This window comes from Lacrimispora indolis DSM 755, assembly GCF_000526995.1.
Taxonomy (GTDB): Bacteria; Bacillota; Clostridia; order Lachnospirales; family Lachnospiraceae; genus Lacrimispora; species Lacrimispora indolis.
On sequence record NZ_AZUI01000001.1, the window covers coordinates 4151606 to 4174083 of the forward strand.

The 22478-nt window shown below is 40.9% G+C and carries 24 protein-coding genes; 13 read left to right on the forward strand and 11 right to left on the reverse strand.

Translation table 11 applies throughout. The features are described from left to right. Positions 1–54: 54 nt before the first annotated feature. From K401_RS32530 to K401_RS0119915, 3 genes are all read right to left on the reverse strand, one after another. Positions 55–357: a hypothetical protein gene (locus K401_RS32530; RefSeq protein ID WP_084492933.1), complete on the reverse strand. Its 303-nt coding sequence runs from the start codon at positions 355–357 to the stop codon at positions 55–57. Between the two features lie 170 nt (positions 358–527). Then, a complete protein-coding gene (locus tag K401_RS0119910; RefSeq protein ID WP_024294607.1) occupies positions 528–1202 on the reverse strand; it encodes a DUF5680 domain-containing protein in 675 nt (224 codons plus the stop codon). 226 nt (positions 1203–1428) lie between these two features. Continuing rightward, positions 1429–1959, reverse strand: a complete 531-nt coding sequence (locus K401_RS0119915) for a GNAT family N-acetyltransferase (protein ID WP_024294608.1) — start codon at positions 1957–1959, stop codon at positions 1429–1431. Positions 1960–2195: 236 nt separating this feature from the next. Between K401_RS0119915 and K401_RS0119920 the strand changes: the two genes are divergently transcribed. Next, the gene (locus K401_RS0119920; RefSeq protein WP_024294609.1) at positions 2196–2699 is read left to right on the forward strand and encodes a DUF4489 domain-containing protein; all 504 of its coding nucleotides are present in this window, start codon (positions 2196–2198) and stop codon (positions 2697–2699) included. Positions 2700–3443: 744 nt separating this feature from the next. Here the strand turns inward: K401_RS0119920 and K401_RS0119930 are convergent. The 4 genes from K401_RS0119930 to K401_RS0119945 all read right to left on the reverse strand — a co-directional run bounded on the left by K401_RS0119930 (position 3444) and on the right by K401_RS0119945 (position 6459). Further along, positions 3444–3920 carry a GNAT family N-acetyltransferase gene (locus tag K401_RS0119930; protein WP_024294611.1) on the reverse strand — a complete coding sequence of 159 codons (477 nt, stop codon included), beginning with the start codon at positions 3918–3920 and terminating at the stop codon, positions 3444–3446. A 308-nt stretch (positions 3921–4228) separates the two neighbouring features. Further along, the gene (locus K401_RS0119935; protein ID WP_027352377.1) at positions 4229–4972 is read right to left on the reverse strand and encodes a GNAT family N-acetyltransferase; all 744 of its coding nucleotides are present in this window, start codon (positions 4970–4972) and stop codon (positions 4229–4231) included. A 120-nt stretch (positions 4973–5092) separates the two neighbouring features. After that, a complete protein-coding gene (locus tag K401_RS0119940) occupies positions 5093–5569 on the reverse strand; it encodes a GyrI-like domain-containing protein (protein WP_024294613.1) in 477 nt (158 codons plus the stop codon). 125 nt (positions 5570–5694) lie between these two features. Next, positions 5695–6459, reverse strand: coding sequence for a DUF3221 domain-containing protein (locus tag K401_RS0119945; protein ID WP_024294614.1), 765 nt, complete (start codon positions 6457–6459; stop codon positions 5695–5697). 212 nt (positions 6460–6671) lie between these two features. Between K401_RS0119945 and K401_RS34085 the strand changes: the two genes are divergently transcribed. After that, positions 6672–7136, forward strand: a complete 465-nt coding sequence (locus K401_RS34085) for a TspO/MBR family protein (protein ID WP_024294615.1) — start codon at positions 6672–6674, stop codon at positions 7134–7136. A gap of 131 nt (positions 7137–7267) precedes the next feature. Here K401_RS34085 and K401_RS0119955 read toward each other — a convergent pair whose 3' ends face one another. After that, on the reverse strand, positions 7268–7816 hold the full coding sequence (locus K401_RS0119955; protein WP_024294616.1) for a GNAT family N-acetyltransferase: 549 nt from the start codon (positions 7814–7816) through the stop codon (positions 7268–7270). 135 nt (positions 7817–7951) lie between these two features. After that, positions 7952–8605 (reverse strand): class I SAM-dependent methyltransferase, encoded by a 654-nt coding sequence (locus K401_RS0119960; protein ID WP_024294617.1) that lies wholly within the window; start codon positions 8603–8605, stop codon positions 7952–7954. A 572-nt stretch (positions 8606–9177) separates the two neighbouring features. Here K401_RS0119960 and K401_RS0119965 point away from each other — a divergent pair. After that, the gene (locus K401_RS0119965) at positions 9178–9450 is read left to right on the forward strand and encodes a GNAT family N-acetyltransferase (protein ID WP_024294618.1); all 273 of its coding nucleotides are present in this window, start codon (positions 9178–9180) and stop codon (positions 9448–9450) included. Positions 9451–9607: 157 nt separating this feature from the next. On the opposite strand, the gene K401_RS31370 is transcribed toward K401_RS0119965, so the two are convergent. After that, positions 9608–9934, reverse strand: coding sequence for a GNAT family N-acetyltransferase (locus K401_RS31370; protein WP_330363162.1), 327 nt, complete (start codon positions 9932–9934; stop codon positions 9608–9610). A gap of 715 nt (positions 9935–10649) precedes the next feature. Here K401_RS31370 and K401_RS0119975 point away from each other — a divergent pair. Beyond that, positions 10650–12311, forward strand: coding sequence for an exosporium glycoprotein BclB-related protein (locus tag K401_RS0119975; protein WP_024294619.1), 1662 nt, complete (start codon positions 10650–10652; stop codon positions 12309–12311). Between the two features lie 211 nt (positions 12312–12522). Here K401_RS0119975 and K401_RS0119980 read toward each other — a convergent pair whose 3' ends face one another. Then, positions 12523–13071, reverse strand: a complete 549-nt coding sequence (locus tag K401_RS0119980; protein WP_024294620.1) for a GNAT family N-acetyltransferase — start codon at positions 13069–13071, stop codon at positions 12523–12525. Positions 13072–13284: 213 nt separating this feature from the next. On the opposite strand from K401_RS0119980, the gene K401_RS0119985 reads away from it, so the two are divergent. The 9 genes from K401_RS0119985 to K401_RS0120030 all read left to right on the forward strand — a co-directional run bounded on the left by K401_RS0119985 (position 13285) and on the right by K401_RS0120030 (position 22445). After that, positions 13285–15318: a BglG family transcription antiterminator gene (locus tag K401_RS0119985; protein WP_024294621.1), complete on the forward strand. Its 2034-nt coding sequence runs from the start codon at positions 13285–13287 to the stop codon at positions 15316–15318. Beyond that, positions 15315–15590: a PTS sugar transporter subunit IIB gene (locus tag K401_RS0119990; RefSeq protein ID WP_024294622.1), complete on the forward strand. Its 276-nt coding sequence runs from the start codon at positions 15315–15317 to the stop codon at positions 15588–15590. Before K401_RS0119985 ends, K401_RS0119990 begins: the two co-directional genes overlap by 4 nt. A gap of 37 nt (positions 15591–15627) precedes the next feature. Continuing rightward, on the forward strand, positions 15628–16908 hold the full coding sequence (gene ulaA / locus K401_RS0119995; protein ID WP_024294623.1) for a PTS ascorbate transporter subunit IIC: 1281 nt from the start codon (positions 15628–15630) through the stop codon (positions 16906–16908). After that, positions 16908–17606 carry a tryptophan synthase subunit alpha gene (trpA, locus tag K401_RS0120000; RefSeq protein WP_024294624.1) on the forward strand — a complete coding sequence of 233 codons (699 nt, stop codon included), beginning with the start codon at positions 16908–16910 and terminating at the stop codon, positions 17604–17606. Before ulaA ends, trpA begins: the two co-directional genes overlap by 1 nt. Before the next feature lie 208 nt (positions 17607–17814). Continuing rightward, positions 17815–18294 carry a MarR family winged helix-turn-helix transcriptional regulator gene (locus K401_RS0120010; RefSeq protein WP_024294625.1) on the forward strand — a complete coding sequence of 160 codons (480 nt, stop codon included), beginning with the start codon at positions 17815–17817 and terminating at the stop codon, positions 18292–18294. After that, entirely contained in the window at positions 18284–19096 is an 813-nt protein-coding gene (locus K401_RS0120015) for an SDR family NAD(P)-dependent oxidoreductase (protein WP_024294626.1), read from the forward strand. The genes K401_RS0120010 and K401_RS0120015 overlap by 11 nt, the downstream gene beginning before the upstream one ends. Before the next feature lie 49 nt (positions 19097–19145). Further along, complete coding sequence (locus K401_RS0120020; protein WP_024294627.1) at positions 19146–19709, forward strand: TetR/AcrR family transcriptional regulator; 564 nt, start codon at positions 19146–19148, stop codon at positions 19707–19709. Between the two features lie 111 nt (positions 19710–19820). Beyond that, positions 19821–22241, forward strand: coding sequence for an endopeptidase La (lon, locus tag K401_RS0120025; protein ID WP_024294628.1), 2421 nt, complete (start codon positions 19821–19823; stop codon positions 22239–22241). Then, a complete protein-coding gene (locus K401_RS0120030; RefSeq protein WP_024294629.1) occupies positions 22242–22445 on the forward strand; it encodes a DUF1858 domain-containing protein in 204 nt (67 codons plus the stop codon). The last annotated feature ends 33 nt before the right edge of the window (positions 22446–22478 follow it).

Here is a 22478-nt window from a genome sequence, read left to right on the forward strand (position 1 = left end):
TACATACAAAAAAACGATCCCTTGAGGATCGCTTTTTGAATTGAAAGATAGTCACTAAGTGCAGGTAAACATATCGATCCGGTTCAGTGAAATTCCGGTATATGACCAGCCAAATCTTCGATCCCATCGGAACCCTGCGACGGTGTTAGCCCAGATCTGGACAGGGAAAAACCAAAATTCCTGCCCATTGCTTAACCAGACATAAGTAAATCGTCCAATGCAGTTTCTCATGGATCCGGGACTTACCATTCTGGTTCCGGCGCGCATCTGTGCAGGTTTTTGGGGAACGGCTGACGGCGGAGGTCCCATGGGCGTCGGGCCGCCCCGGGATGTATTGTTAGGAGGGAATGGGGGCATAGTGTTACTTCCTTTCCGTTTGTTGATATTAATATTATATGAGTCATACGGAAAGTAGTTGACATGAATCGGGCGAAAATTAGACTGTGTCAATCCTGGTGTGATCATGGACTGTTTTTTCTTAATCGATCATTTATGGATTGAGAGGGCGGTTTATTCTGTTCATTATCTTATTTTACGATTCCACCGTGGAAATAACACTCGTAAACCTGTAAATCTTTATAATATATTTCTTCGTATCCCTGATACCATTTCAAATCCCCACACACCTTGCCGTTATAAACGTAATCGTTTTCCTGATATAAGGCCGGACCACGAAAGGGCTTTTCCCTGGGTACGGCCAATAATGCTGCCTTTAGGAAATCACTGTTAAAATTACTGCTTGTTACACGCCCGGAATAGTTCATGGCATATATAGGAATGCTGTTTTTCCACACAGCCTCTTCACCGGAAAAACATTCGCCGCCGATATAGGTATCTAAATACAAAAGGCTGCCTTCTTCGTATTGTAAATCATGGGAATTGGGTCTGGAAGGCGGGCATTCTGTACCCTTTGCAGCATAAGTTTTGCGTTTTGCAATAACTAGGAAATCAATGAGTTCTTTGCTGTTGCTGGGTTCCTGAGCGACGATGGAAGTGATGCAGGAATCATTGTCTTTTACTAAATGGTCGATTGTAATTTTGAAAAATTCTGATATTCCTATGAGATTGGAGATATCAGGATATGCCTGACCGCTTTCCCATTTTGCGACCGCCTGACGGGATACGGATATTTTTTCAGCCAATTCTTCTTGTGTTAAACCTTTGCTTTTTCTAAGGACCTGTAACTTTTCCGGAAAAATCATGGAAATTCACCTCCGTGTTTTTTACTATCTTAACATAGGGAACAGTTCTTTTGTATCACCTGCCAGTTGCCTTTTTGCTACTTTTGTTTGCATTTGATATAAATGGCCTTTCTGAAAGCTCTTTGTGAAATTCCGTTTTGCAGACCAATCATCTCTGCTTTGAGTATAAAAGATATCAGCCTGATTTTGACCGTCAGCAGCTTTTATGTATGTGTTCTGTTTTCATTTATGGGTTTGGTCTACGGTTTATTAATTCATAGGACGGATGATACAGTCCTGTAGGTGTATAATAGTTTTTTCCGATGTATTGAAATCCCAGCTTCTTCAGGAGCTTTTCCGATGCCATGTTCTGAGGGTGATGCCCTGCATAGAGCTTATCTGCCCTTAAAACAGCAAAACTGTAATCTATGACGGCTTTTGCTGCCTCGGAAGCATATCCCATCCCCCAGTATTTTTTTCTCAGATGGAAACCGATCTCATAAGAATGTGATTCAGATTTAAAAGGCCGGATACCACAGCAGCCGATCAGCTCATCTGCAGCAAGCTCAAAAACAGGCCAGTATTGTATATGAAATTCCTCATCATTATGAATCTCTGTTTCCAGACGGTTCCTTATATCCTGATTTGTAAATGTTCCGGCAGCACAAATAAACCGGGTGACTTCTTTTTCTCCCCATAATTGAACAGCCAGATCCAGATCGGCGGCATTCCATTTTGAGAAGCCGGTCCTTTTTGTTTTCATAAAATATTCCCGCATTTTTTGCCTCCTGTTCTATAAATAAATTTCATTATACAATACATCATATTTCTTTAGTGTTCCTGTATTTTTAATACTGATAAATTAACGAGACTATTACGTAAAAAATCTTTTTCATAAATACTCACACTTTAATTAAGATTACAGTATATTATTGTATATAATGCCGGTAAAGATTTCTATAAATATTACTGATTTCTTATAACATTCAATTCCTGGCTAAAGGAGGTTTTAATATGAGTGAAACATGTGAATGTGAATGCTGCTGTGATGATTGCTGCAGTGAGAAGAAACATGAAAGACTAACCGGAACCGTGTTAAAATGTGGAAGTCCCGGATTTGTTGCATTTGATGATACTACCGTAGCAGGTACAACACGGACTCTTACTGCATTACAGATTAATACTTCGGAATTTGAGAATCCCTGTATCCAGCTTTCAGTTACTGCTAATATTTATATAGGTGCATTAGGTGGCTATAATTTTCAAATTTTCAGGCTGTGTTCAGACCAGGCGGCTGCTACTCCGGTCAGTGGAATTTATGGTTATTCCAGGCTGGTTGCCACAACGGAAACTGATTCCTTTAATTTTACTGTATGTGATTGTGACTGTGACTCCTGCATGGAGGGCTGCTGCACTTATTTTGTCGTGGTAACTGTTGCTGTTCCCATTGTACTTGAATCATATATCAGTAATGTAACACTCAGTGCCATTGTTAGCGAAAATGGCTGCGACTGCTAAACTCAGCAGGGATAAAACAATATTTTCAAATCTAACTCAGATTATATAAGTCGGATTTACAGATACCTGTTATATGATGGGGTATCCTTCATGATAAGGCATTTATAGTAACGGCAAAGTTTTTCTGCTGCGTTTCCACTGGGACCGGCAGCAGACTTTTGTCAATAATCCTCAAGGGAAACAAAAATTGGACTAGGCCAGCCTGTTCGGTTTTATAATTATGTCATTTTCACTATGATATGATTTTTACATTTTCTATAGCCACTTTCTACATTTAGGTTTTCTCTTCTCAATTTCATTTTTACGTACATGTAAAGTGAAACTCATTACATTATCCTTTTTTTTATGGAAAATACAGGTATAACGACAATCAAAATCAGAAATTCATTAGGGTACAGTGGATTAAAAGTTTCTGTCGATTATAATGGTGAAAAAAGGTTTATTACTGATTCCATTCCACACTCTGAACATTATAAACTAAAATTTCTCAAGGAAACACAATCCAAAATCGAAGTTTACTTATATAAGGACAAACTTTACTATGATGTCAATAATATAAATACACCTTCAAGAACGTTAAAGTCTTTTCTTTTTATATGGTTTCCTCTGGCTACATTTTTTCTGACTTTTATGAGTATAGTATATTTTATTATACCTGAAAAAATGAATTAAATTAAATACAAGATCATACCATATAAGAGCAGAGGACTATTTCCCTGCTCTTATATGGTTCGATTTAAACTTTTATTTATTTAGTTCTTTTTGGTAATAGACAATTGTCATATATTCCGTAATTTTTTCCTCATTTCCGGTAAGTTTATAACCCATAGATTCATATAAATGGCATAGTTTATTCTCTTGTTTAATTGTATCTAACTTCCAAATTTTCACTTCCGGATATAAGCATTCTACTTGTCTCAATATTTGCTTAGCATAGCCATTCCCCTGATTTTCCGGAAGAATAAACATAGGTGCAATTCGGCATTCTTTAGCTGAAAGCTTTACAACTCTAATGGCTCCTATGTTTTTATCTTTAAGTACTATAAAATAATAATCAGTATGCTCTTGTTTGATTTTTTTCGCTATAGACTCAACAGATTCGGTACCAGGACTTGTTTCATAGTCTTTATATTTCTCAAGAAGATCACTAAATGATACAATTTGCATAGCATGAATTTCTTTATACTCATTAATATTGGCTTTTTTCAAGAATACATTCATAAACATATCTCCTCATAAGTTTTTAGACTGCAAATTTTCTTTACATATTCAAATTATTAATCTGAAATCTATAATTTTTCCCATAACTCTTTTACTGACTTTATTCCGGTAGGCATATATCTCAGTCTATCATGGTTTATCAAGGTTCCATTCTTCTTTTTTATATCAATTTGCAGTGATAATAATGTCATAAAAAGCTCAGCTTCTATCAATAAATTATTTCATAAAAAAACTACTAACTTAAGTATTAACAGCCAGTAGTTTTCTTTGTATATTCATTTTGTTGATCATGAGTGATACTTGTAATTTTACCTGTCTGCCAGCTCGTATGTTACATATGGACTGTCAAGGTGATATCCGAGTTTTTCTGCTAAAGCGACAGAGCGTAAATCATGAGCATCCCAACTTGGATAGATATTACTCTTTAAACACTCTAAAATCAGTTTTGCCCCACATACAGTTGCAAGACCCTTACACCTATATTCGGGTTTTGTATCTATTTCAATTTCAATACCACCATCGTATACTGCATAAGGAGAAGCGCCTGCCACAAGTTTCCCATTATGTAAAATTGCCGCACCGATTGCTCTGTTATGATAATCCGCATAATCTTTAAACTGCGAACATAAATCAACAGACCACGCTTCATTTTGTGCCATTTCAAAAATTTCCTGATCAAATAATCTTAGTTCAAAACGAGAATCAAGTGTTTCTATATAAGTATTCAGTTTTTCAGCATCAAATATATCCGGCTCTTTTTTTATTGCATATCGAAAAATCTTACTTACCCTATTACCATAAAAATCTTCTATCAACATCTCCCAGGATTGGTCTTTAGGTATCAGTAGCTTTTCACCACCGACAGCAGTCAATAACGCACTATTGGGAATGCCGGCAAAAAAGCAAAAATCCCCAATATCAATAACAGCAGAGGAGGGATTTTCATCGTTATCCAAAAACATATTCCCCATATGACCTTGCAAACAGGACCATATTAACGCTTCTTCCCAACCATCGAACAGAGCTGCCGCTTTGCTTTTATTTATACTCATCACCATTCTCCCGTCTTTAAAACTCAAGATTAAATAAACACATGAGTAGAATACCATCAAATTTACTAACTATCAATATGAAGTTTGCAGTGTACAACAATTCGTTTAGATCCCGATTTATCAAGCATGTTCTGCCTGCAATCTGCGAATAGGAAAAAACATATAAAGTTTACCTGTTTCAGGGCAGCTAAAATCATTTACTGCACCTGCAAGAAAGAGATTGTTTTCTCCTAAATATTTAATAACGCCAGAAAAAGTATCGTTATCTTCATTCTCAACATAAATATATTCGTATCCAGGAACCACCCATTTAGTCCATCCATACGGTGCTTCGGCACCATCTAAGCACTCAACTCCGGCAAGATATAATCCTTGCGAAAAGTTATCCCATGGGTTAAACGAGCGAGAAAAGTCCGACATGGCACCCCAAATTCCTAAAAGATTCCCTTTGTCATCTTTTTTCGCTAAATGCGCTATTTCATTGAAATGTGAATTGGCATCCTCCCAAAGCTTTTGAATAAATCCCTTTCCGTCAGTGGTAGCGCCTTCTTTTCCAATCACTATAAACGATTCTTTTATGCATTTTTCAATCTTCATTAAAATCGCCCCTTCAAATTATTGTTCTATTTATAGAATACTGTGTTTTTTCTAACTATAAGCATTAATCCTTCAGACTGCATGGATGTAACCACGGGTTGAAAGTAAATTATGGATTCGATAGTTCATTCAGAAGAATTTTTATGAAAAATCGCATATACTCCATTTATTTGTGCGGGGTAACTCTCTGCGATAATCCCATCATAATAAACAATTATTTCATCTCCTATATCAAGATCCCGTCCGCTTACACTGATATTTGCCATTTTGACATTAAGTGAAACAAAAATTTTATCGCTGCTTTTAATTATAGGATCGTTCTCATTAACATGAACTAAAATGGAAGTATCGTCATTTATTTCAATTACTGTACCACTAAACTTAGGCTTATGCTGAATTACATCGTTCCTTGTGAGCGGTTTTGTCATATAAGCAAAAATGGATCCTAAAACGATAAATATACCTGCAAGCAAACCTATATACAGCACTACGTTTTTTGACTTGGCAGCACCTATTAAATAATTATCTTTTAATCTTTTTACAAAATCATAAATGATTCCAATACCAATAAAAACACAATAACTAACAAGCCAAACTACCCATAATTCATGTATTGCTCCATTTCCATGTACAATACCATCTGTCTCCAAACGCACGCCTATAAAAAAGGCAATTACGTAACCGAAAGTAGCTGTGATTGTCAGTGCTTTTAGATTGAAGATATAAGAAACCAAAAGTGCTGCAATACCGAGAGCTCCTACAATTATCGGGGCATCTGACTTTCCATGTAAGGCAGCTAACTGAGTGTAATGACATAGTACAAATGAAATACTAAACAATATTATTGAGCCTATAATTTGAAAGGCTCTTTTATTAATGATCTTTTTCATTTTTGCATATCTCCTAACTATTATATAATGGGCAGTTCAAAACTGCCAAACAAGTTCTGATTTAATAAAATAAAGATAAAACAATGACTGCTAACTATCAATATAAAGTTTTCAAAGTACAATAAGTTAACTAAATTGTAATTCGATTTATAATCCGCATATCTTTAAATGTGAATTCATATATTGTTATAAATATTCTTGGGGTGGATGATATGAAGCCTCTTAATAAAAGTACTCTAATAATTTCTATTCTTATTCCCTTAGCTGTCGGGTCTTTATCCGCTTTTTTTAGTGGAAATATGTCAATGTACGCTTCGCTAAACAAACCGGCCTTTAGCCCTCCAACATATATTTTTCCTATTGTATGGACATTTCTGTATATTTTAATGGGAATATCATCATACATAATTTTTGTGTCCGGAGATGCGAATTCAACCAAAGCCTTAAAAATTTATGGACTTCAACTATTCTTCAATTTTTGTTGGAGTATTATTTTCTTTGGATTTTCTCAATATTTACTTGCCTTTTTATGGTTAATTATATTAATCATATTAATAATTATAATGATCCAATTGTTTTATAAAATTAATCCTATTGCAGCATACTTGCAAATTCCATATCTTTTATGGTGCATAGTGGCTGCTTATCTGAATTTTAAAATTTATATGATGAATTGAATCTTAATTATTTGGCCGGAGCTGGGAGCTTCGGCCAATATCAGTTTTCCGGTTTTATTACAATAAGAAAACCGCTGGCTTAATTCTGATAGTTTGCAGCTCTTTTGTATTCAATTTGCTTAAGAGCGTATTTATTTATAATTTTCAAATCTTGTACCTCGTTCCTCCCATTCCATTTTTGAAAGGCGATATTCATAAGAAGAAAATGTTCTTTCGAGTTCTTTAGAATGATAAGTTCCTTCCTGTTGGAACGCAAAACCACATTTTTCAATCATGCCCCTTGAAGCTGAGTTTTCTTGAAAGCAACATGCCCAAACATATGAGACATCATTATTAAACAGATAATCCAAAACTGCAAATATGGCTTCTGACATAATACCTTGCCGATGATAAGTACGATTTAACGCACAGCCAAGTTCTCTGGTATCTTTACGTCCCTCCTCTGAATCCTCATCAATGGAGATGTGTCCAATTACTTTTCCGCTCTCATACCAAACTATTGCAAGTTTCCTTCCTTGTAGTATCCAGTCTGAAAGGATTTTCTTAGTTTGTACTATTGATTTATGAATAGACCAGCCTGCCATTTCCCCCACTCCTTCCTGGCTGCAATATTCAAATACATCGTCAATATCCTGTTCTGTAAATGGACGCAATTGTAAACGGGAGGTCACTATGTTCATATCTTTTGCTCCTTTAATAATGAGTTATACTAATACAATATTTTTTTTATTACCAACTATATGCTGATACCCGATAACTTTCTTCACAGGTTTTTTATAGTAGCTTTTCTTAATATCCGTAATCCAAGGAAAAACTCATTTATATGCTTTCAGTATGTTGGTACCTTGCCATTTATTCAAAAGTTCAACTTTTGAAAATCCTCCGGAGAGCAGGGCTTCTGTTTCATGTGCTCTTGTAAGCGGCGTATCATAGTGATAGAATTCACCGTCACATATTCCCAATTCATTTTTCAGGCGGGAGAGTGCTATAAAGTTCTTTTTTTCTTCATCATCGTTTTCTGCTATATAGTCCGTTAAAATAAAATATCCTCCTTTTTTTAAAGAACCATGTAATTTTTTATAAAGGAGAATTTTATGTTCCAGACTGAAATGATGTAACGATTCCACAGAAACGGCAGCATCGTATATATTTTCTCCAAAGGGGACCTCAAAATATGAACCATTGATAAGCGTAAGCTGTTTGCCTGGAAATTTGGCCTGCAGTGCTTTCAACATGCCGCTTGCCAAATCAATCCCTGTTATTATAGCAAGAGGATTGACTTTGAAATATTCATTCAATTCCAGCCCTGTTCCACAGCCTAAATCAAGTACTTTACATCCAGCGGTCATAGGTAGCTGCGATGCTGTAAAGGGATAAAATATTTTTGCTGAATCAATAAAATTAAGCTGGTGGTTCTCATAGTCGTCCAAACGGCTATCAAAAAAGGCTCCCATTTTTTCGAGTTTCATTACAGATTCCTCCTTATAACCAGATATAAATAATTCTCATAAATACGCTGTCATCTAACTTATTACAATTAATACTAGTGTTCAAGTAACCCTAAATCATAATCGGTTGTGAATCATATAACGTGTTACCGTACCAGAACAGGTATTGTCATATACATATGCTTCCAGCTGTACAAAGCACGCATATTCCCCGCATCAAATATTTAGTTCTCAATATATCATTATCTTTTACAAACTCATCACGAATCCCTCAAGCTTTTGGCATGATCACCGCGATTTTACCGGTTACACACTTTTTATGGCAAATCACTTTTATTTCAGACTTATTTCAGGATGTGATGGTATACTATGACAGTAGAGACAAAGTCTTTATAACCTTTCACTTAGCCGACATGGTTCTCCAGCCTTGTCGGCTACTATCTTTTTTACGGCAAATACTCTGGAAAAATCTAATTTCCGCTTAAGCGTATATTTTTTATCCATCCGCTCCTAAAACAATTCTTTGATCACTCCTTGATACCATATTTAGTAAGTGATATAATTTCTTTATTATGAAATAGGAGGTAATACTTATGAATTTCACTTACAATCCAAACCAGATCGCGCTTTTTCATTCTGACAACAACCTGCTTGCCGAAGTTACTTTTCCGGAGGTTGACCAAAATACCGTAGATATCAACCATACCTTTGTAGATGAATCCCTCCGAGGTCAGGGGGTGGCAGGGCAGCTTATGGAGGCTGTGGCAGAACAGTTGCGTTCCCAAGGCAAAAAAGCCATTCTGACGTGTTCCTATGCTATAAAGTGGTTCGAAAAACACCCAGAATATAATGATTTGGTAAAGTAGCACCTTCTGAGATCGTTTCGTATATACGAAATTCAATCATCTTGTATGAATGAAGGTTTACGAATATGTGATAGAAGATATATGCGATATAAAGTTTCTGAGTTTTAAGTGAATTTCAAAGTTTTTCTTACTAAAAATTCATGGAAAAAGCTGAAATTCACCGCTCTAGTAAAAAGTGCGCCACCTGAACACTTCCATCCATCTCAATGCGGTCAATGATAAAACCACATTTTTCCGTATAGAATTTTATATTTTCCTCTTTATCCGCAGGGGTTACCAGCAATAATTCTTTCCAGTTATTATAAAGGTCCAATATATAATGAAATGCCTGTGTACCAATTCCCCTGCCCTGGTATTCAGGCATTACACATAGGCAGCCCAGATAATATATTCCATTTCCTCTGTCATCAACTGAAATCGCTCCAACGGGATTGTCTTCACAAAAAATAATCAGTTTCGGAAATTTTTCAATAGAAGCTTCCATTTCGTCAATTGTTTTGCCATAAGCAGGGCACTCACCGTATCTTACATAATCCCCAAGGAATGCATTGTTATAAATATTAATTAATAAATCTGCATCTTTCTTCCCAGCTTTTACGTATCTTTATTTCATAATATTCCTCCTACAATTTATAAATTCTGCCTTTTGTATGTAAGAATATAAAACATAATTCTATATTTCCCAGCAGTTCCGTTACTGATATTGTTTTAAAAGAACTAATTCTTTTATTTTGAAAACAGCAATTTAGTTTTGATGCTGATGAAAGCAAATTAAGCATGATATTGAAGTCAGTTTATATTGTAAACAATATGTGTTTGAGGCCGACGAAGTAAATTCCGAACAATTAACTGAATGGTGTTACAGCGAGTTCTAAAAGAAAAATGCTGGTTAACATTTTCAAATCTGGTGCTGATGGGTGGGCGAATTCTAATTTATGGGAACAGGAGGTAAATTTGATTTCCGTCATCTATCAATTAGAGACTGTTTTTATACTTCTTACTAATAACTTATCCATCCGTAATACTGACTTGGTATAATGAGTTTCTTTGATTCTTTCTTTATTAGTAAATTCCTTATGATGTATGATTTAGTCTATAATTAACAGACGTGTACAACAAGACATATTCTACACTATAAAGAATTGAGATTCTTTATAATGTTTCGATATATAAGTAATTAATTATGGAGGGAAATCCATATGAATAATTGTATTGATTCAGATGATAATTATTATTCTAGTTGCCGTTGTCGTCGTTGTAGCTCTACCGGCCCAACAGGACCTAGGGGGTGTCAAGGACCTAGAGGGTGCCCCGGAGCGACAGGCCCGACAGGGCCTAGAGGCTGTCTCGGTCCAACAGGTCCAACAGGACCAATCGGCGAAACAGGGCCAACCGGCCCAACAGGCCCAATCGGAACAACAGGCCCTACCGGACCAATTGGAGCAATCGGCGCAACGGGACCTACCGGTCCGATCGGTGCAACGGGGCCTACAGGCCCAATCGGAGCAACAGGACCTACCGGACCAATTGGAGCAACCGGAGCAACCGGACCAATCGGCGCAACGGGGCCAACAGGCCCAATCGGAGCAACAGGCCCAATCGGTTCAACAGGCGCAACTGGTCCAACAGGGCCAATCGGAGCAACGGGCCCCACAGGCCCAATTGGCCCCACAGGACCTATCGGAACGACTGGAGCAACGGGCCCAACAGGACCTATTGGCCTGACAGGAGCAACGGGCCCGACAGGCTCCACCGGCCCCGTAGGTCCGACAGGCCCAATCGGCTTGACAGGAGACACGGGCCCCACAGGCCCCGCTGGTCCTACAGGTCCAATCGGCTTGACGGGTGATACGGGCCCCACAGGCCCCATCGGCTTGACAGGAGACACAGGACCCACAGGTCCTACGGGTCCGACAGGCCCCATCGGCTTGGCAGGCGATACGGGTCCCACAGGTCCAATCGGTTTAACAGGAGACACGGGCCCGACAGGCCCCACAGGTCCTACGGGTCCGACAGGCCCAATTGGTTTGACAGGAGACACAGGCCCGACAGGTCCCATCGGATTGACAGGAGACACAGGCCCGACGGGCCCAATCGGCTTGACAGGCGATACGGGTCCGACCGGTCCAATTGGTTTGACAGGAGACACGGGCCCGACAGGCCCAATCGGCTTGGCAGGAGACACCGGTCCCACAGGTCCGACAGGCCCAATTGGTTTGACAGGAGACACAGGCCCCACAGGCCCGACAGGTCCAACCGGCCCCATCGGTTTGGCAGGAGACGCGGGTCCCACAGGTCCAATCGGTTTAACAGGAGACACAGGTCCCACAGGTCCAACTGGAACAGCGGGTGATGGAGCAATAATTCCGTTTGCATCCGGCACACCTGTTGCCCTAAGCACTGTACTCGGAGGAGTACTTAACACCTCAAGTGCGGTAGGATTCGGACTTAACCTTTCTGGTATTGCCGCTGCCAGCGGAACAGTCAATTTGCTTGGTTTGACCAACCTCGCGTTTTCCATGCCCAGAGATGGGGTTATCACATCCCTGGCTGGCTACCTGAGCATTAGTACCGGTCTAAGCTTGATTGGCTCCACCGTAACGGTGTCCGCCCAGCTGTTTCAATCCACCGCACCTAATAACACCTTCGTTGCAGTACCGGGTGCAGTAGTCACACTAGCACCTCCTCTTAATGGAATAATTTCTGTCGGTCAAATCAGCAGTGGGATCACCACAGGGCTGAACATTCCGGTCACTGCAGGAACCAGATTGCTTTTGATATTCTCTGCCGATGTTACGGCTGGTCTTGATCTGGCCGCCGCTATCGCAGGCTATGCCAGTGCAGGTCTTGGTATTTCCTAAGAGGAGCTAAAGAGACCCTTACAATCGTATCATTTCAAAAAGGTAATGCTGTTTTAATGAAACGTCTGATAGGGACGGGGCGTCTGCTCACAGACGTCCCGTCTTCCTTTAATAACGGGGAGATTCAATTACCCTACAAAAAAACGCTGACTTAATACCAAAGCCAGCAATCCTCTGTCTAAGGCCGGAACCTCCATTGCCCTATATCAACCTATAATCTGCAAATCATCAGCAGCAAATCCCGAGATGTACCATCCTTTAATTTATCCCCATTTTCAATAGTCCCGCATATCTTAAATCCATTTTGTTCATATACGTGGACAGCTCTTTTATTATCGGCAACCACCTCAAGCTCCACCTGTTCGTAGCCCAATTTTTTTGCATGCTCAAGGCAGCATTTTGTCAGCATATCACCGATTCCCATATTCCAGTAATCTTTTGAAACGCAAATCCCATATCCGGCCCTGTGTCTTGTTTTTATATTTCCTCTGATACAGGCGATAGTTCCGTTAGCTACCAGCTTATTATCTATAAAGGCTGAAATATCAAAGCCTTTTTCATCTTCCAGCAGCTTGCAAATATAAGAGTTCTCCTCATCAATGGTTCTGTTGATTTCTTCCGGATATCTTCCCAAATAATCCGTTTCACCGGCGCATCTCACCAGATTTTCAAGCAATGCATCGGAGTCGGATATCTCAGAACTTCTTAAAACAACTTTTTTGCCGTTTTTAGATACATACGTGATTTCTTCTATTCTCATAGCATCCCTCCATGATATCCGTAAATTATTTTTAATGTTAAAATAAATTTCTTATTGTATTATCATATTAACAAAAAAGTTATTAACGGGCAATATGAAGTTTCCAATGCACGGTAAACTGCCATATCCTCATCCATTCAAAAAAAGTGAAGTAAATTGGATTTGTGGGCGGTTTCATTGGAATGCTATACTTAACACATAAAGGAGGGAACCATGGATAACCGACTTTCGGAAATTTTCCGCCTTGTCTGCCAGAGCAAACATGAGTTTACTGTCAGGGAGCTGGCGCAGCAGTTTTCTGTAAGCACCAGGACTGTTTACAGTGATATTAAAAAATTAAATGAATTGCTGGAGGCTTCCGGCCATGCTGAAATCAATGCGGATAAGGGGAAGATGTTTTATAAATCACCGCTGATGATTGAATTTGAGAGCCTGATCCATTCCAATTCGGACTATGTTTTATGGAATCCGAGAATCCGGCGTCTGCGGATCATTGAATCTATCCTTTTGTCCGGCGATCAGTTTACGGTGGATGACTTACTGAAGGAGCTTGATATTTCTAGAAATACCCTTATCGGTGATTTAAAAGAAGTTAAGGAAATGCTCAGCTTTCATTCCATTGCAGTAGAGGCAACACCCTTTAAGGGATACCGGATTTCAGGAAAGGAACGGAACATCAGGAATCTTCTGATCCTTTCCATCAGCGAGGATCTCCTGTTTTTTGAAGACAGGACGGGCAAAAGAAACTTGCAGATTTTGTATTCCTGTGAAGATTTTCTCGACGATGTAGCCAGGCAGCTTAATATAGAGCTGAGCGACGTATCCTTTAACCGCATGCTGATTGCCTTTTACGTCACATATGCAAGGATATCCATAGGAAAAGCCTTTACCCAGGGCTCCAAGGATATTTTGACAAGAGAAGAAAAGGCTTTTGTAGAGCACCACAGGGAGATCGAGGCAATTTTTGGCAGGGAAGTGTCTCTTGATGATTGTTTTTATCTGGCCAATAAGCTGGCAGAAGCTTCCGTTGTCAAATCCGAAGAGCTGCTGTCTGAAAAATGGCTGCCCTTTAACCTGGTGACCAACCAGTTTATCGACGTCGTGGCAAAGGAATACCCCTTTGAAGCTTTTCGAACGGATTCCAAGCTTTATGAAGGACTGCTGAATCATCTGCGCCCTGCCTATAAACGGGCATTAGCAGGAGAGTGGGCAGAAAATCCTTTATTAAGCTATGTTCTTGAAAATTTTGCCCAGCTTAATAAGGCGGTGGCAAAAGGCGTAAAGGTGCTGGAGGAAAAGCTCAAGGTGCACTTTCATGAACATGAGATATCATATTTCACGTTGTTTTTTGCTTCTGTTATAGAAAGAAATGAAAAACAGATCCGCAGGACCCCTAATGTCATCATTGTATGCAATGCGGGGATCAGCACCTCTGAGATATTGAAAAGCAGGCTGCAGGCCATCTTTCATGTAAATATACTGGGGACGTTCAGCGTGAGAAATGCTGCGCTGTGGCTGATGGAGCATGTTCCGGACTTAATAATATCCACAGTGCCCTTTCAATGGCAGGATACAAAGGTGCTGAAGGTCAGCCCGTATTTATCGGATTATGACATAAAGGAAATCCAGGGCCAGTTGTCGTTTCTCACTGCCCGGATCCATTTGCCTGAGGTGATGAACATCATCGGCAAATACGTGGAGATCGAAGATCATAAGCTGGAACCTTTAAAAAACGAATTGAGTGTATATTTAGGAATTACAGAAAATTCGGAACAAAAGAAAGGAATTTATCAACCGATGTTAAAAGAAATTCTGACCGCGGATTTAATCAAAGCAAAATTTGTAGCCGCAAACCGGGATGAAGCTGTTAAGGAAAGCGGAAGGCTCCTTGTGGATAAGGGACTTGCAGATGAGGCTTACATCCAGGCAATGCTTAAAAATGTTGAGGTGAACGGAACCTATATCGTGATTTCACCCGGAATCGCCATGCCCCACGCCAGACCAGAGGAAGGTGCCCTGGATATTGGCCTCAGCATTGTGACTTTAAAAGAGCCCGTTGTATTCGGACATCCGAAAAACGATCCGGTTAAGATTGTCGTAGGCCTTTGTGCCATTGATCATCAATCTCATTTGAAAGCACTTACCGAGCTTGCGGATATTTTAATGGATGCTAAAAAGGTAGAAGAAATAACAAATGCAGAATCTGCAGAGCAAATATTACAAATTATAAAGGGGGATTCATTATGATAAAAATTGTAACAGTATGCGGGGCAGGCGTAGGAAGCTCCATGATGCTTCGTTTATTTACCCAGCAGATCCTTGAATCCGAAAAGATTGAAGCAACAGTAGATGCTTCGGATATCGGTTCTGTAAGCCCTGATTTTTATGATATTCTGATCACGACTTCGGATTTTGCCGATGTTTTAAGAGATTCCAAGGCCCACATAATCCGGATCGACAATATGATGGATAAGCAGTATTTAAAAGAGCAGCTTCTTGAAGCAATAAACAAGAGATAAGGGGCAGGCTGACGGCAGCCTCAGAAGGGAGAGAAAAATGGGAGTAGTAATGTATTTGATTAATAATGTTTTCAGCCAGGCTGTTTTCATTATAGGAATCGTTGTGATCGCCGGTATGGTGGCTCAGAAGAAAACCTGGGACCAGATCCTTCCCAGTGTGATCAAGACCATGATCGGCTTTACCATGATCAACGTAGGAGGGCAGACTCTTGGTATGTCCCTGCTGCCTTTGCAGGGAATGATCTCCAAAATATTCCGTATGCCGGCTGTATCTGTGGATATCGGAGCAGCCCAAAGCGAAAGTCTTTCCGGGATCGGCACGGAAATGGCGCTGATCTTTGCACTGGGCTTTCTTGTAAATCTTTTGCTTGCAAGATTTACGCGTTTTAAATATGTACATTTGTCGGCTCACGTATCCTTCTTTTATGCAGGATTAATTGCGGCATTGTTAAAATTCGGAACAAACCTGGCTTTCATGCCATTGGTGATAACTGGTTCTCTTTTATTAGGCTTTTATATGACCTTTTCCTGCGCCTATGTGGCGGTGTTTATGAAAGAAGTAAAAGGAGGAGAGGGATTCACCCTTGCCCATTCCAGTTCCTTTGGAATACTGGTTTCCTCTTTGCTTGCGAAAACCTTCGGAAATAAGGAAAATGATCTTGAAAATATAAATGTTCCAAAGAAGCTTAATTTCTTAAGGGAGATGACCATTTCTCTGACCATTGTAATGACGATTCTCTTTTTGATCTTAAGCATTATTTCCGGACCGGCCTGGGTGCGTGAAAACATAACAGGCGGACAGGATATCGTTGTGTTCAGCTTTTTAAGGGGATTGTCCTTTGGTATGTGGATCACGGTTATTATAACAGGTGTAAGAATGATGCTTTCTGAGATCATTTCCGCATTCCATGGCATTGCCAATAAGATCATACCCAACTCCGTACCTGGGCTGGATATCCCTCTGCTTTTCCCAAATTATCCCAATTCCGTGATACTGGGCTTTTTAAGCAGCTTGATTGCCGGACTGATTGGTATGATGATCCTGGGATTTGTGAATTATCCGGTTGTAGTATTTCCGGCCCTGATCCCCACCTTTTTCACCGGAGCAGTAACAGCTATTTTCGGAAATGCTCACGGCGGGCGCAGGGGCGCCATCATCGGCTCCTTTGTAAACGGACTCATCCTGATTTTCGGACAGGCCCTGCTTCTTCCAATGATCGGGACCTATGCGCCTATTATGCGTATTTTAAGCGAGACGGATTATTCCTTCTACGGTCCCATTTTAGGCTGGATCCTCAAGCTGTTTGGAGGCGTCTGATGAAGAATCTGGTGTTTTACCTTACGCTGCATTATCCGGATAAGGAAACCTTTTTCCGGATTCTGGAGTTATTGGATAAGGAAAAAGCCGGTTACGTTGAAATCGGTATCCCTGTCTCCGATCCTTACGTAGATGGAGGGGTGATCCGGCAGACCCACGAGGAGGTTTTGGAGAAGGGCTTAACAAAAGGGGAGATGATACATACCCTGGAGGAGATCCGCAGGCGTTTTGCCTTTAAAGTGGTATTAATGACTTATAAGGAAGGCGTTGAGCATTTTTGCCTTTCCCATGTACCGAAGAATCTATACGATGGTTTCATATGTGTTGATGAGGAATATCAACCAGGGTCCTTCCACAATCAGATCGCTGTTTTAGGTCAGTCTCTTGACCGTGAGGGCATAGCAAGGGCTTTGAAGCATAATGAACTGTTTGCCTATGTTGTTTCAGGGGAAGGAAAGACAGGTTCCTTTCAGAAACTTCCTGAGGAATATGTGGAAGTTGTAAAGATAGTGAAATCAGTTTCAAAAATACCGGCTTACGTAGGCTTTGGCATAAAAACTGCCGGGGATGTAAGTGAAGTGATGAAACATGGTGCTGACGGCGCCATAATAGGCACTGAATTTATAAGGCAATACCAGCATGGAGGCATGAAGGCTTTAAATGCTTATCTGGAAGAGCTAAAGAAAGTGGCTGCATAAGCTGGTTTCCCGGTCTGCTTCCATGACAAGGGGAGTGTTATAATAGAAGCAGAGAAAAAATTTGAACAAGGCCGCTGTTTTCCTGACCATTATTCAGGAGAACAGCGGCTTTCTATATTTCTCCTGACTTTTGATTGACATTTATTACGAAGAGAAATATATTATTGATATAGTATAGTACGAAAATCGTAATAAAAGGAGCGGCCGCATGAAGGACCAGATAACCGAGGAAGAAATAAAGGGCATAGACAAGGTTTGGCATGAGCTTATCTTTTCCATGCAAAAGACAAATGAAGAGCTATGGAAGGATCAACTGGAGGGCGTGTCAACCATTGAGATCAGCATACTCAGCATCATTGAACGGAATCCTGATGTCATCCTGAAGGAGATTGCAGAAATATTGGGCATACCGGGAAGTACGCTCACCAGCGCTGTTGACCGATTGGAAAAGCGGGGCCTGCTGATACGGATAATCAGCAAAAGGGACCGGCGGTCATTTGGACTGGAACTGACGGAAGAGGGCAGAGAGGTCCAGCGGGAACACCGGGGGAGAGAGAAGGTCTTATGGGAAAAAGTATTGGGATCTTATGAAACCTCTGCTGAGCGCAGGGATCTGGTCCGCCTTCTGGAGATTTTAGCAAAGAATGTAAACAGGACTGGAAGGGAGGTCAACAAGGATGGAGAATAAAACAACGGTGATAACAGGTGCAACCAGCGGTATCGGAGCGGCTTATGCCCATAAGTTCGGGGAACTGGGATATGATCTTGTCATAACGGGGAGACGGAAGGAAACAATCGAGAGCGTTGCGGCCGGGATCAGGGAAAAATACTATGTAAGAGTAGAGGTGATCCTGTCGGAGCTTTCTGAGGCGGAAGGCGTTAGCAAGGTCATGGAATCCATAAAAGGAAAGAAGATAGAGATTCTTGTCAATAATGCCGGATTTGGAGCAACCGGACTTTATCAGCGGTCTGATCCGGCAGTGATGGAGGCTCTTGCAAACGTAAATGTGGCGGCTCCGATGAAACTGATCCATACAGTATTGCCGGGAATGGTGGAACGAGGCAGCGGAACCATCATCAATATATCCTCTGAAGGTGTTTTTATGATCGTACCTGGTAATGCCATTTATTCCGGAGTTAAGGCTTTTTTAAAGACTTTCACAGAAGGACTGCATATGGATCTTATGGGAACAGGGGTAAAGGTGATGGCTGTCTGCCCAGGATTAACGCATACGGATTTTCATGAGAAGATGGGAATGGAAAAAGGGCGGCAGGTGGACAGAGGTCCGGTCAAATGGATGTCACCGGAAGAAGTGGTGAATCTTTCGTTAAAGGATTTAGAGAAGGGGAGAGTCATCAGCATTCCGGGATTACATACTAGGATGCTCACCCGCTTTTTAGGTCTGATCCCAAGGAAAAGCTATTATAAATTTATGTATGGGTTCAGCCAGAAGAATTTTAAAAGAAAAACGGATCAGGTCAAAAAATAGTTGACAATAAGTGAATGATCATTTATTATAGAGACATAGAGGTGATGGCATGAGAAAAAAAGACGACGAAAAGGTGAGAAGCATTAAAGAAGCAGTAATCAAGCTGATCCTGCAGGAGGGCTTCCATGGCACTTCTGTCTCTAAAATCGCAAAGATGGCAGGGGTTTCGCCGGCTACGGTTTATATCTACTTTGAGAACAAAGAAGATATGCTGCACGATATTTACCTGGAATACTCGGAAGAAATCTATGATTATATATTAGACAGCGTAAGACGGGATATGGAGGGACGGCAGCAGATCGAGGTGCTCATCCGAAGCTACTATAACTATATATTGGAGAACCAGGAAATCTTCAGCTTTGTGGAGCAATTTTCCAATTGCCCTTCATTAGCCAATAACTGCTCCGGGAAAAAGGGCATTTGTAATATTTACAGCCTGATGTCGGAGATGAAGAGGAGCAACCTCATAAAGAATTACAAAGAAGATAATCTGCTGGCTATTATTTTTCAGCCGGTAAAAGCGATTGCCGTTGATAATCGCAAGAACGAAGCACAAAAAGAGGATTTGCTGCAGGAGATGATCCAGATCATACAGAATGCGATACTGCGGTAAATTTATAAGCGGGATTATTTTGTGAAACCATTCTACAAAAGAATCTCGCAAAAAAAGATACTATATTAAATGAACATTCACTTAAGGACTACGCACAGAAAGGATAAAACTATGATAAATAATTATAATGATCACATAGGAATCGTTTTCCCAATATCCAATAAGGTTTTATTGCCGGACGTCCTGACCACGGTTCGTTTGGAAGCGCTTGGCGAAGCACAGATGAAATATTTAGAAGACGAAGATGCTGTAAAAATAGCTTTGCCCCAGAAACAGAATTTTGGTAAAAACCCGAAGAAGGAAGAGGATTTTTACAGAACAGGTGTGATCTTTGAGGTCACGGGGCTGGATCAGTCGGAAAAGGGAATTCTGCTTTCCGTCAAGTTTAAAGACCGGGTCAATATAAAAGAGCTGCAGATAGAGAACGGCATCATATATGCCCAATATGAGCTCAGTCCTGATCATGAGGATCTAAATGAAAAGAGCCGGGAAGAAATGCTCGGTTACATCAAGAACGTTACCAGCGAGATAAGCGCCAAATTTTCAGGGGGAGAGCAGTACCAGAGAGTTGTCAATGAGTTTACGGACTTAAATTCCATTATTGTATATTTGTCTCAGTTTCTTCAGATACCAAATGAGGAAAAATACGAATTGCTGGAAATGCAGTCCTTAAAAGACAGAAGCCTCCGTTTTCTGGATTATTTGCTGAAGCAAAAGGAAATGATAGAATTGCAGATGCAGATTTCCGAGAAATTCTCTGAGAAAGCCAATAAGTATTACAGGGAGTCCGTGCTCAGGGAACAGTTAAAGGCCATTCAGGAAGAGCTGAATGAAGGCAAAGAGGAAACCGGGAAAAAGGAAACGGATTATTTAAGCAGGATCGAAGAGGCAGGAATGCCGCCTGAGATAAAAGAAGCTGCTCTTGAAGAACTGGAAAAACTGGAAGATCAGGGGCCTAACAAACTGGATTACAATGTGATCCGCAATTATCTGGATCTCCTGGTTCAGCTCCCCTGGAAAAAGGAGGAAGAAAAGGACATTGATCTTGATGAGGCAAGAAGGATTCTGGATGAACAGCATTACGGGCTTAAGAAGGTAAAGGACAGGATCATTCAGCATCTGGCGGTCATGCAGTTAAACAAAGATAAAAAAGGTTCCATTCTGCTCCTTGTGGGCCCGCCTGGAACCGGCAAAACAAGCCTTGGAAAAAGCATTGCAGAAGCCCTTGGCAGAAAGTATATCCGTTTAAGTCTGGGCGGTATCCGGGATGAATCAGAGATCAGAGGCCACAGGAGGACCTATGTGGGAGCCATGCCGGGAAGGATCATTCAAAACATCCGGAAGGCGGGAAAGACCAATCCTGTTATGGTGCTTGATGAAGTGGATAAGATTATGTCCGGCGGCTTCAGCGGAGATCCTGCCAGCGCTCTTTTGGAAGTTCTGGATCCGGAACAGAACAACAGCTTTACGGATCATTATCTGGATCTTCCTTATGATTTATCTGATGTCTTCTTTGTGGCAACAGCCAATTCCTTAGAAAGCATCCCAGGCCCGCTGTTAGACAGAATGGAGGTCATCCAGATATCCAGCTATACCATGGATGAAAAATTCCATATTGGAAAGAATCATCTGATTCCGGCAGTTTTAAAAGAGCACGGGTTAAATCCGGAGCAGCTGGTGATGGAAGATGAGGTATTGCAGAAGATCATCAGCGACTATACGCTGGAAGCCGGAGTCCGGGGGCTGAAAAAGCAGTTGTCCGGCCTGGCCAGAATCACAACAGAAAAGATCGTATCAAAGAAAGTGGAGCTGCCTTTTGAAATCAAGGCAGAAGATTTGGAGGAATTCCTTGGAAGGCAGGTTTCCCGCCATGACAAGGCTCAGCCGGACAATCCTCCGGGAGTTGTCACAGGGCTGGCCTGGACTCCGGTAGGAGGAGAGATCCTCTTCATAGAAGCAACCGATATGCCGGGAAGCGGAGCGGTGACATTGACCGGAAAGCTGGGAGATGTGATGAAGGAATCAGCTAAGATTTCTTTAAGTCTGTTAAAGTCCAGACTGCCTTTAAATGCTTTTAATTTTAAAGAGAGAGACCTTCATATTCACGTTCCCTCAGGAGCGGTTCCAAAGGATGGCCCGTCAGCCGGTATAGCATTATTTACTGCCCTGGCCTCTCTGGTAACGGGCAATAAGGTGGACTCCAGGCTTGCCATGACAGGAGAAATCACCCTGCGGGGAGCGGTTCTTCCCATCGGAGGTTTAAAAGAAAAGCTTCTGGGTGCCCAAAGGGCGGGAATAACCAGGGTTTTGATTCCAAAAGATAATGTAAGTGATTTAAAGGATGTACCGGAAGAAGTGAAGAATCAGCTTACCATTATACCGGTAGAAACTGTAGAGGATGTGTTAAAAGAGTCTTTGGGGATTTTCCTTCCAAGAATTGAACACGTATTTCTCCAAAAGGGAGGGAACGGCTTATTTTCCGAAGGATCCATCACACCACACAAAAATATGGAAAGAAAAGAGGTAATTTAAATGAAACTTTCAGTAACAAAGGATACTTTAATTGGTGAGGTTTTACAAGCGGATCAAACCACTGCTCCCTTCTTCTTTGAAATGGGAATGCATTGCCTGGGCTGCCCGGCATCTGCGGGAGAAACCCTGGAAGAGGCCTGCATGGTACATGGCGTTCCGGTAGAGACGCTGCTTGATAAGTTAAACGCCCATATGTCAGAGTAATGCCTGCAGCTATGAGGTTATGCCCGGTGAAGC

Coding starts and splice junctions, on each gene's coding strand:
- K401_RS0120010 (WP_024294625.1), top strand. CDS start 17,815: ATGAAGGACCAGATAACCGAGGAAGAAATAAAGGGCATAGACAAGGTT.
- ulaA (WP_024294623.1), top strand. CDS start 15,628: ATGGGAGTAGTAATGTATTTGATTAATAATGTTTTCAGCCAGGCTGTT.
- K401_RS0119980 (WP_024294620.1), bottom strand. CDS start 13,071: ATGAGAATAGAAGAAATCACGTATGTATCTAAAAACGGCAAAAAAGTT.
- K401_RS34085 (WP_024294615.1), top strand. CDS start 6,672: ATGAAGCCTCTTAATAAAAGTACTCTAATAATTTCTATTCTTATTCCC.
- K401_RS0120015 (WP_024294626.1), top strand. CDS start 18,284: ATGGAGAATAAAACAACGGTGATAACAGGTGCAACCAGCGGTATCGGA.
- K401_RS0119975 (WP_024294619.1), top strand. CDS start 10,650: ATGAATAATTGTATTGATTCAGATGATAATTATTATTCTAGTTGCCGT.
- K401_RS0120030 (WP_024294629.1), top strand. CDS start 22,242: ATGAAACTTTCAGTAACAAAGGATACTTTAATTGGTGAGGTTTTACAA.
- K401_RS32530 (WP_084492933.1), bottom strand. CDS start 357: ATGCCCCCATTCCCTCCTAACAATACATCCCGGGGCGGCCCGACGCCC.
- K401_RS0120020 (WP_024294627.1), top strand. CDS start 19,146: ATGAGAAAAAAAGACGACGAAAAGGTGAGAAGCATTAAAGAAGCAGTA.
- K401_RS0119965 (WP_024294618.1), top strand. CDS start 9,178: ATGAATTTCACTTACAATCCAAACCAGATCGCGCTTTTTCATTCTGAC.
- K401_RS31370 (WP_330363162.1), bottom strand. CDS start 9,934: ATGGAAGCTTCTATTGAAAAATTTCCGAAACTGATTATTTTTTGTGAA.
- K401_RS0119920 (WP_024294609.1), top strand. CDS start 2,196: ATGAGTGAAACATGTGAATGTGAATGCTGCTGTGATGATTGCTGCAGT.
- K401_RS0119915 (WP_024294608.1), bottom strand. CDS start 1,959: ATGCGGGAATATTTTATGAAAACAAAAAGGACCGGCTTCTCAAAATGG.
- K401_RS0119990 (WP_024294622.1), top strand. CDS start 15,315: ATGATAAAAATTGTAACAGTATGCGGGGCAGGCGTAGGAAGCTCCATG.
- K401_RS0119910 (WP_024294607.1), bottom strand. CDS start 1,202: ATGATTTTTCCGGAAAAGTTACAGGTCCTTAGAAAAAGCAAAGGTTTA.
- K401_RS0119985 (WP_024294621.1), top strand. CDS start 13,285: ATGGATAACCGACTTTCGGAAATTTTCCGCCTTGTCTGCCAGAGCAAA.
- K401_RS0119955 (WP_024294616.1), bottom strand. CDS start 7,816: ATGAACATAGTGACCTCCCGTTTACAATTGCGTCCATTTACAGAACAG.
- K401_RS0119940 (WP_024294613.1), bottom strand. CDS start 5,569: ATGAAGATTGAAAAATGCATAAAAGAATCGTTTATAGTGATTGGAAAA.
- trpA (WP_024294624.1), top strand. CDS start 16,908: ATGAAGAATCTGGTGTTTTACCTTACGCTGCATTATCCGGATAAGGAA.
- K401_RS0119930 (WP_024294611.1), bottom strand. CDS start 3,920: ATGAATGTATTCTTGAAAAAAGCCAATATTAATGAGTATAAAGAAATT.
- lon (WP_024294628.1), top strand. CDS start 19,821: ATGATAAATAATTATAATGATCACATAGGAATCGTTTTCCCAATATCC.
- K401_RS0119960 (WP_024294617.1), bottom strand. CDS start 8,605: ATGAAACTCGAAAAAATGGGAGCCTTTTTTGATAGCCGTTTGGACGAC.
- K401_RS0119945 (WP_024294614.1), bottom strand. CDS start 6,459: ATGAAAAAGATCATTAATAAAAGAGCCTTTCAAATTATAGGCTCAATA.
- K401_RS0119935 (WP_027352377.1), bottom strand. CDS start 4,972: ATGAGTATAAATAAAAGCAAAGCGGCAGCTCTGTTCGATGGTTGGGAA.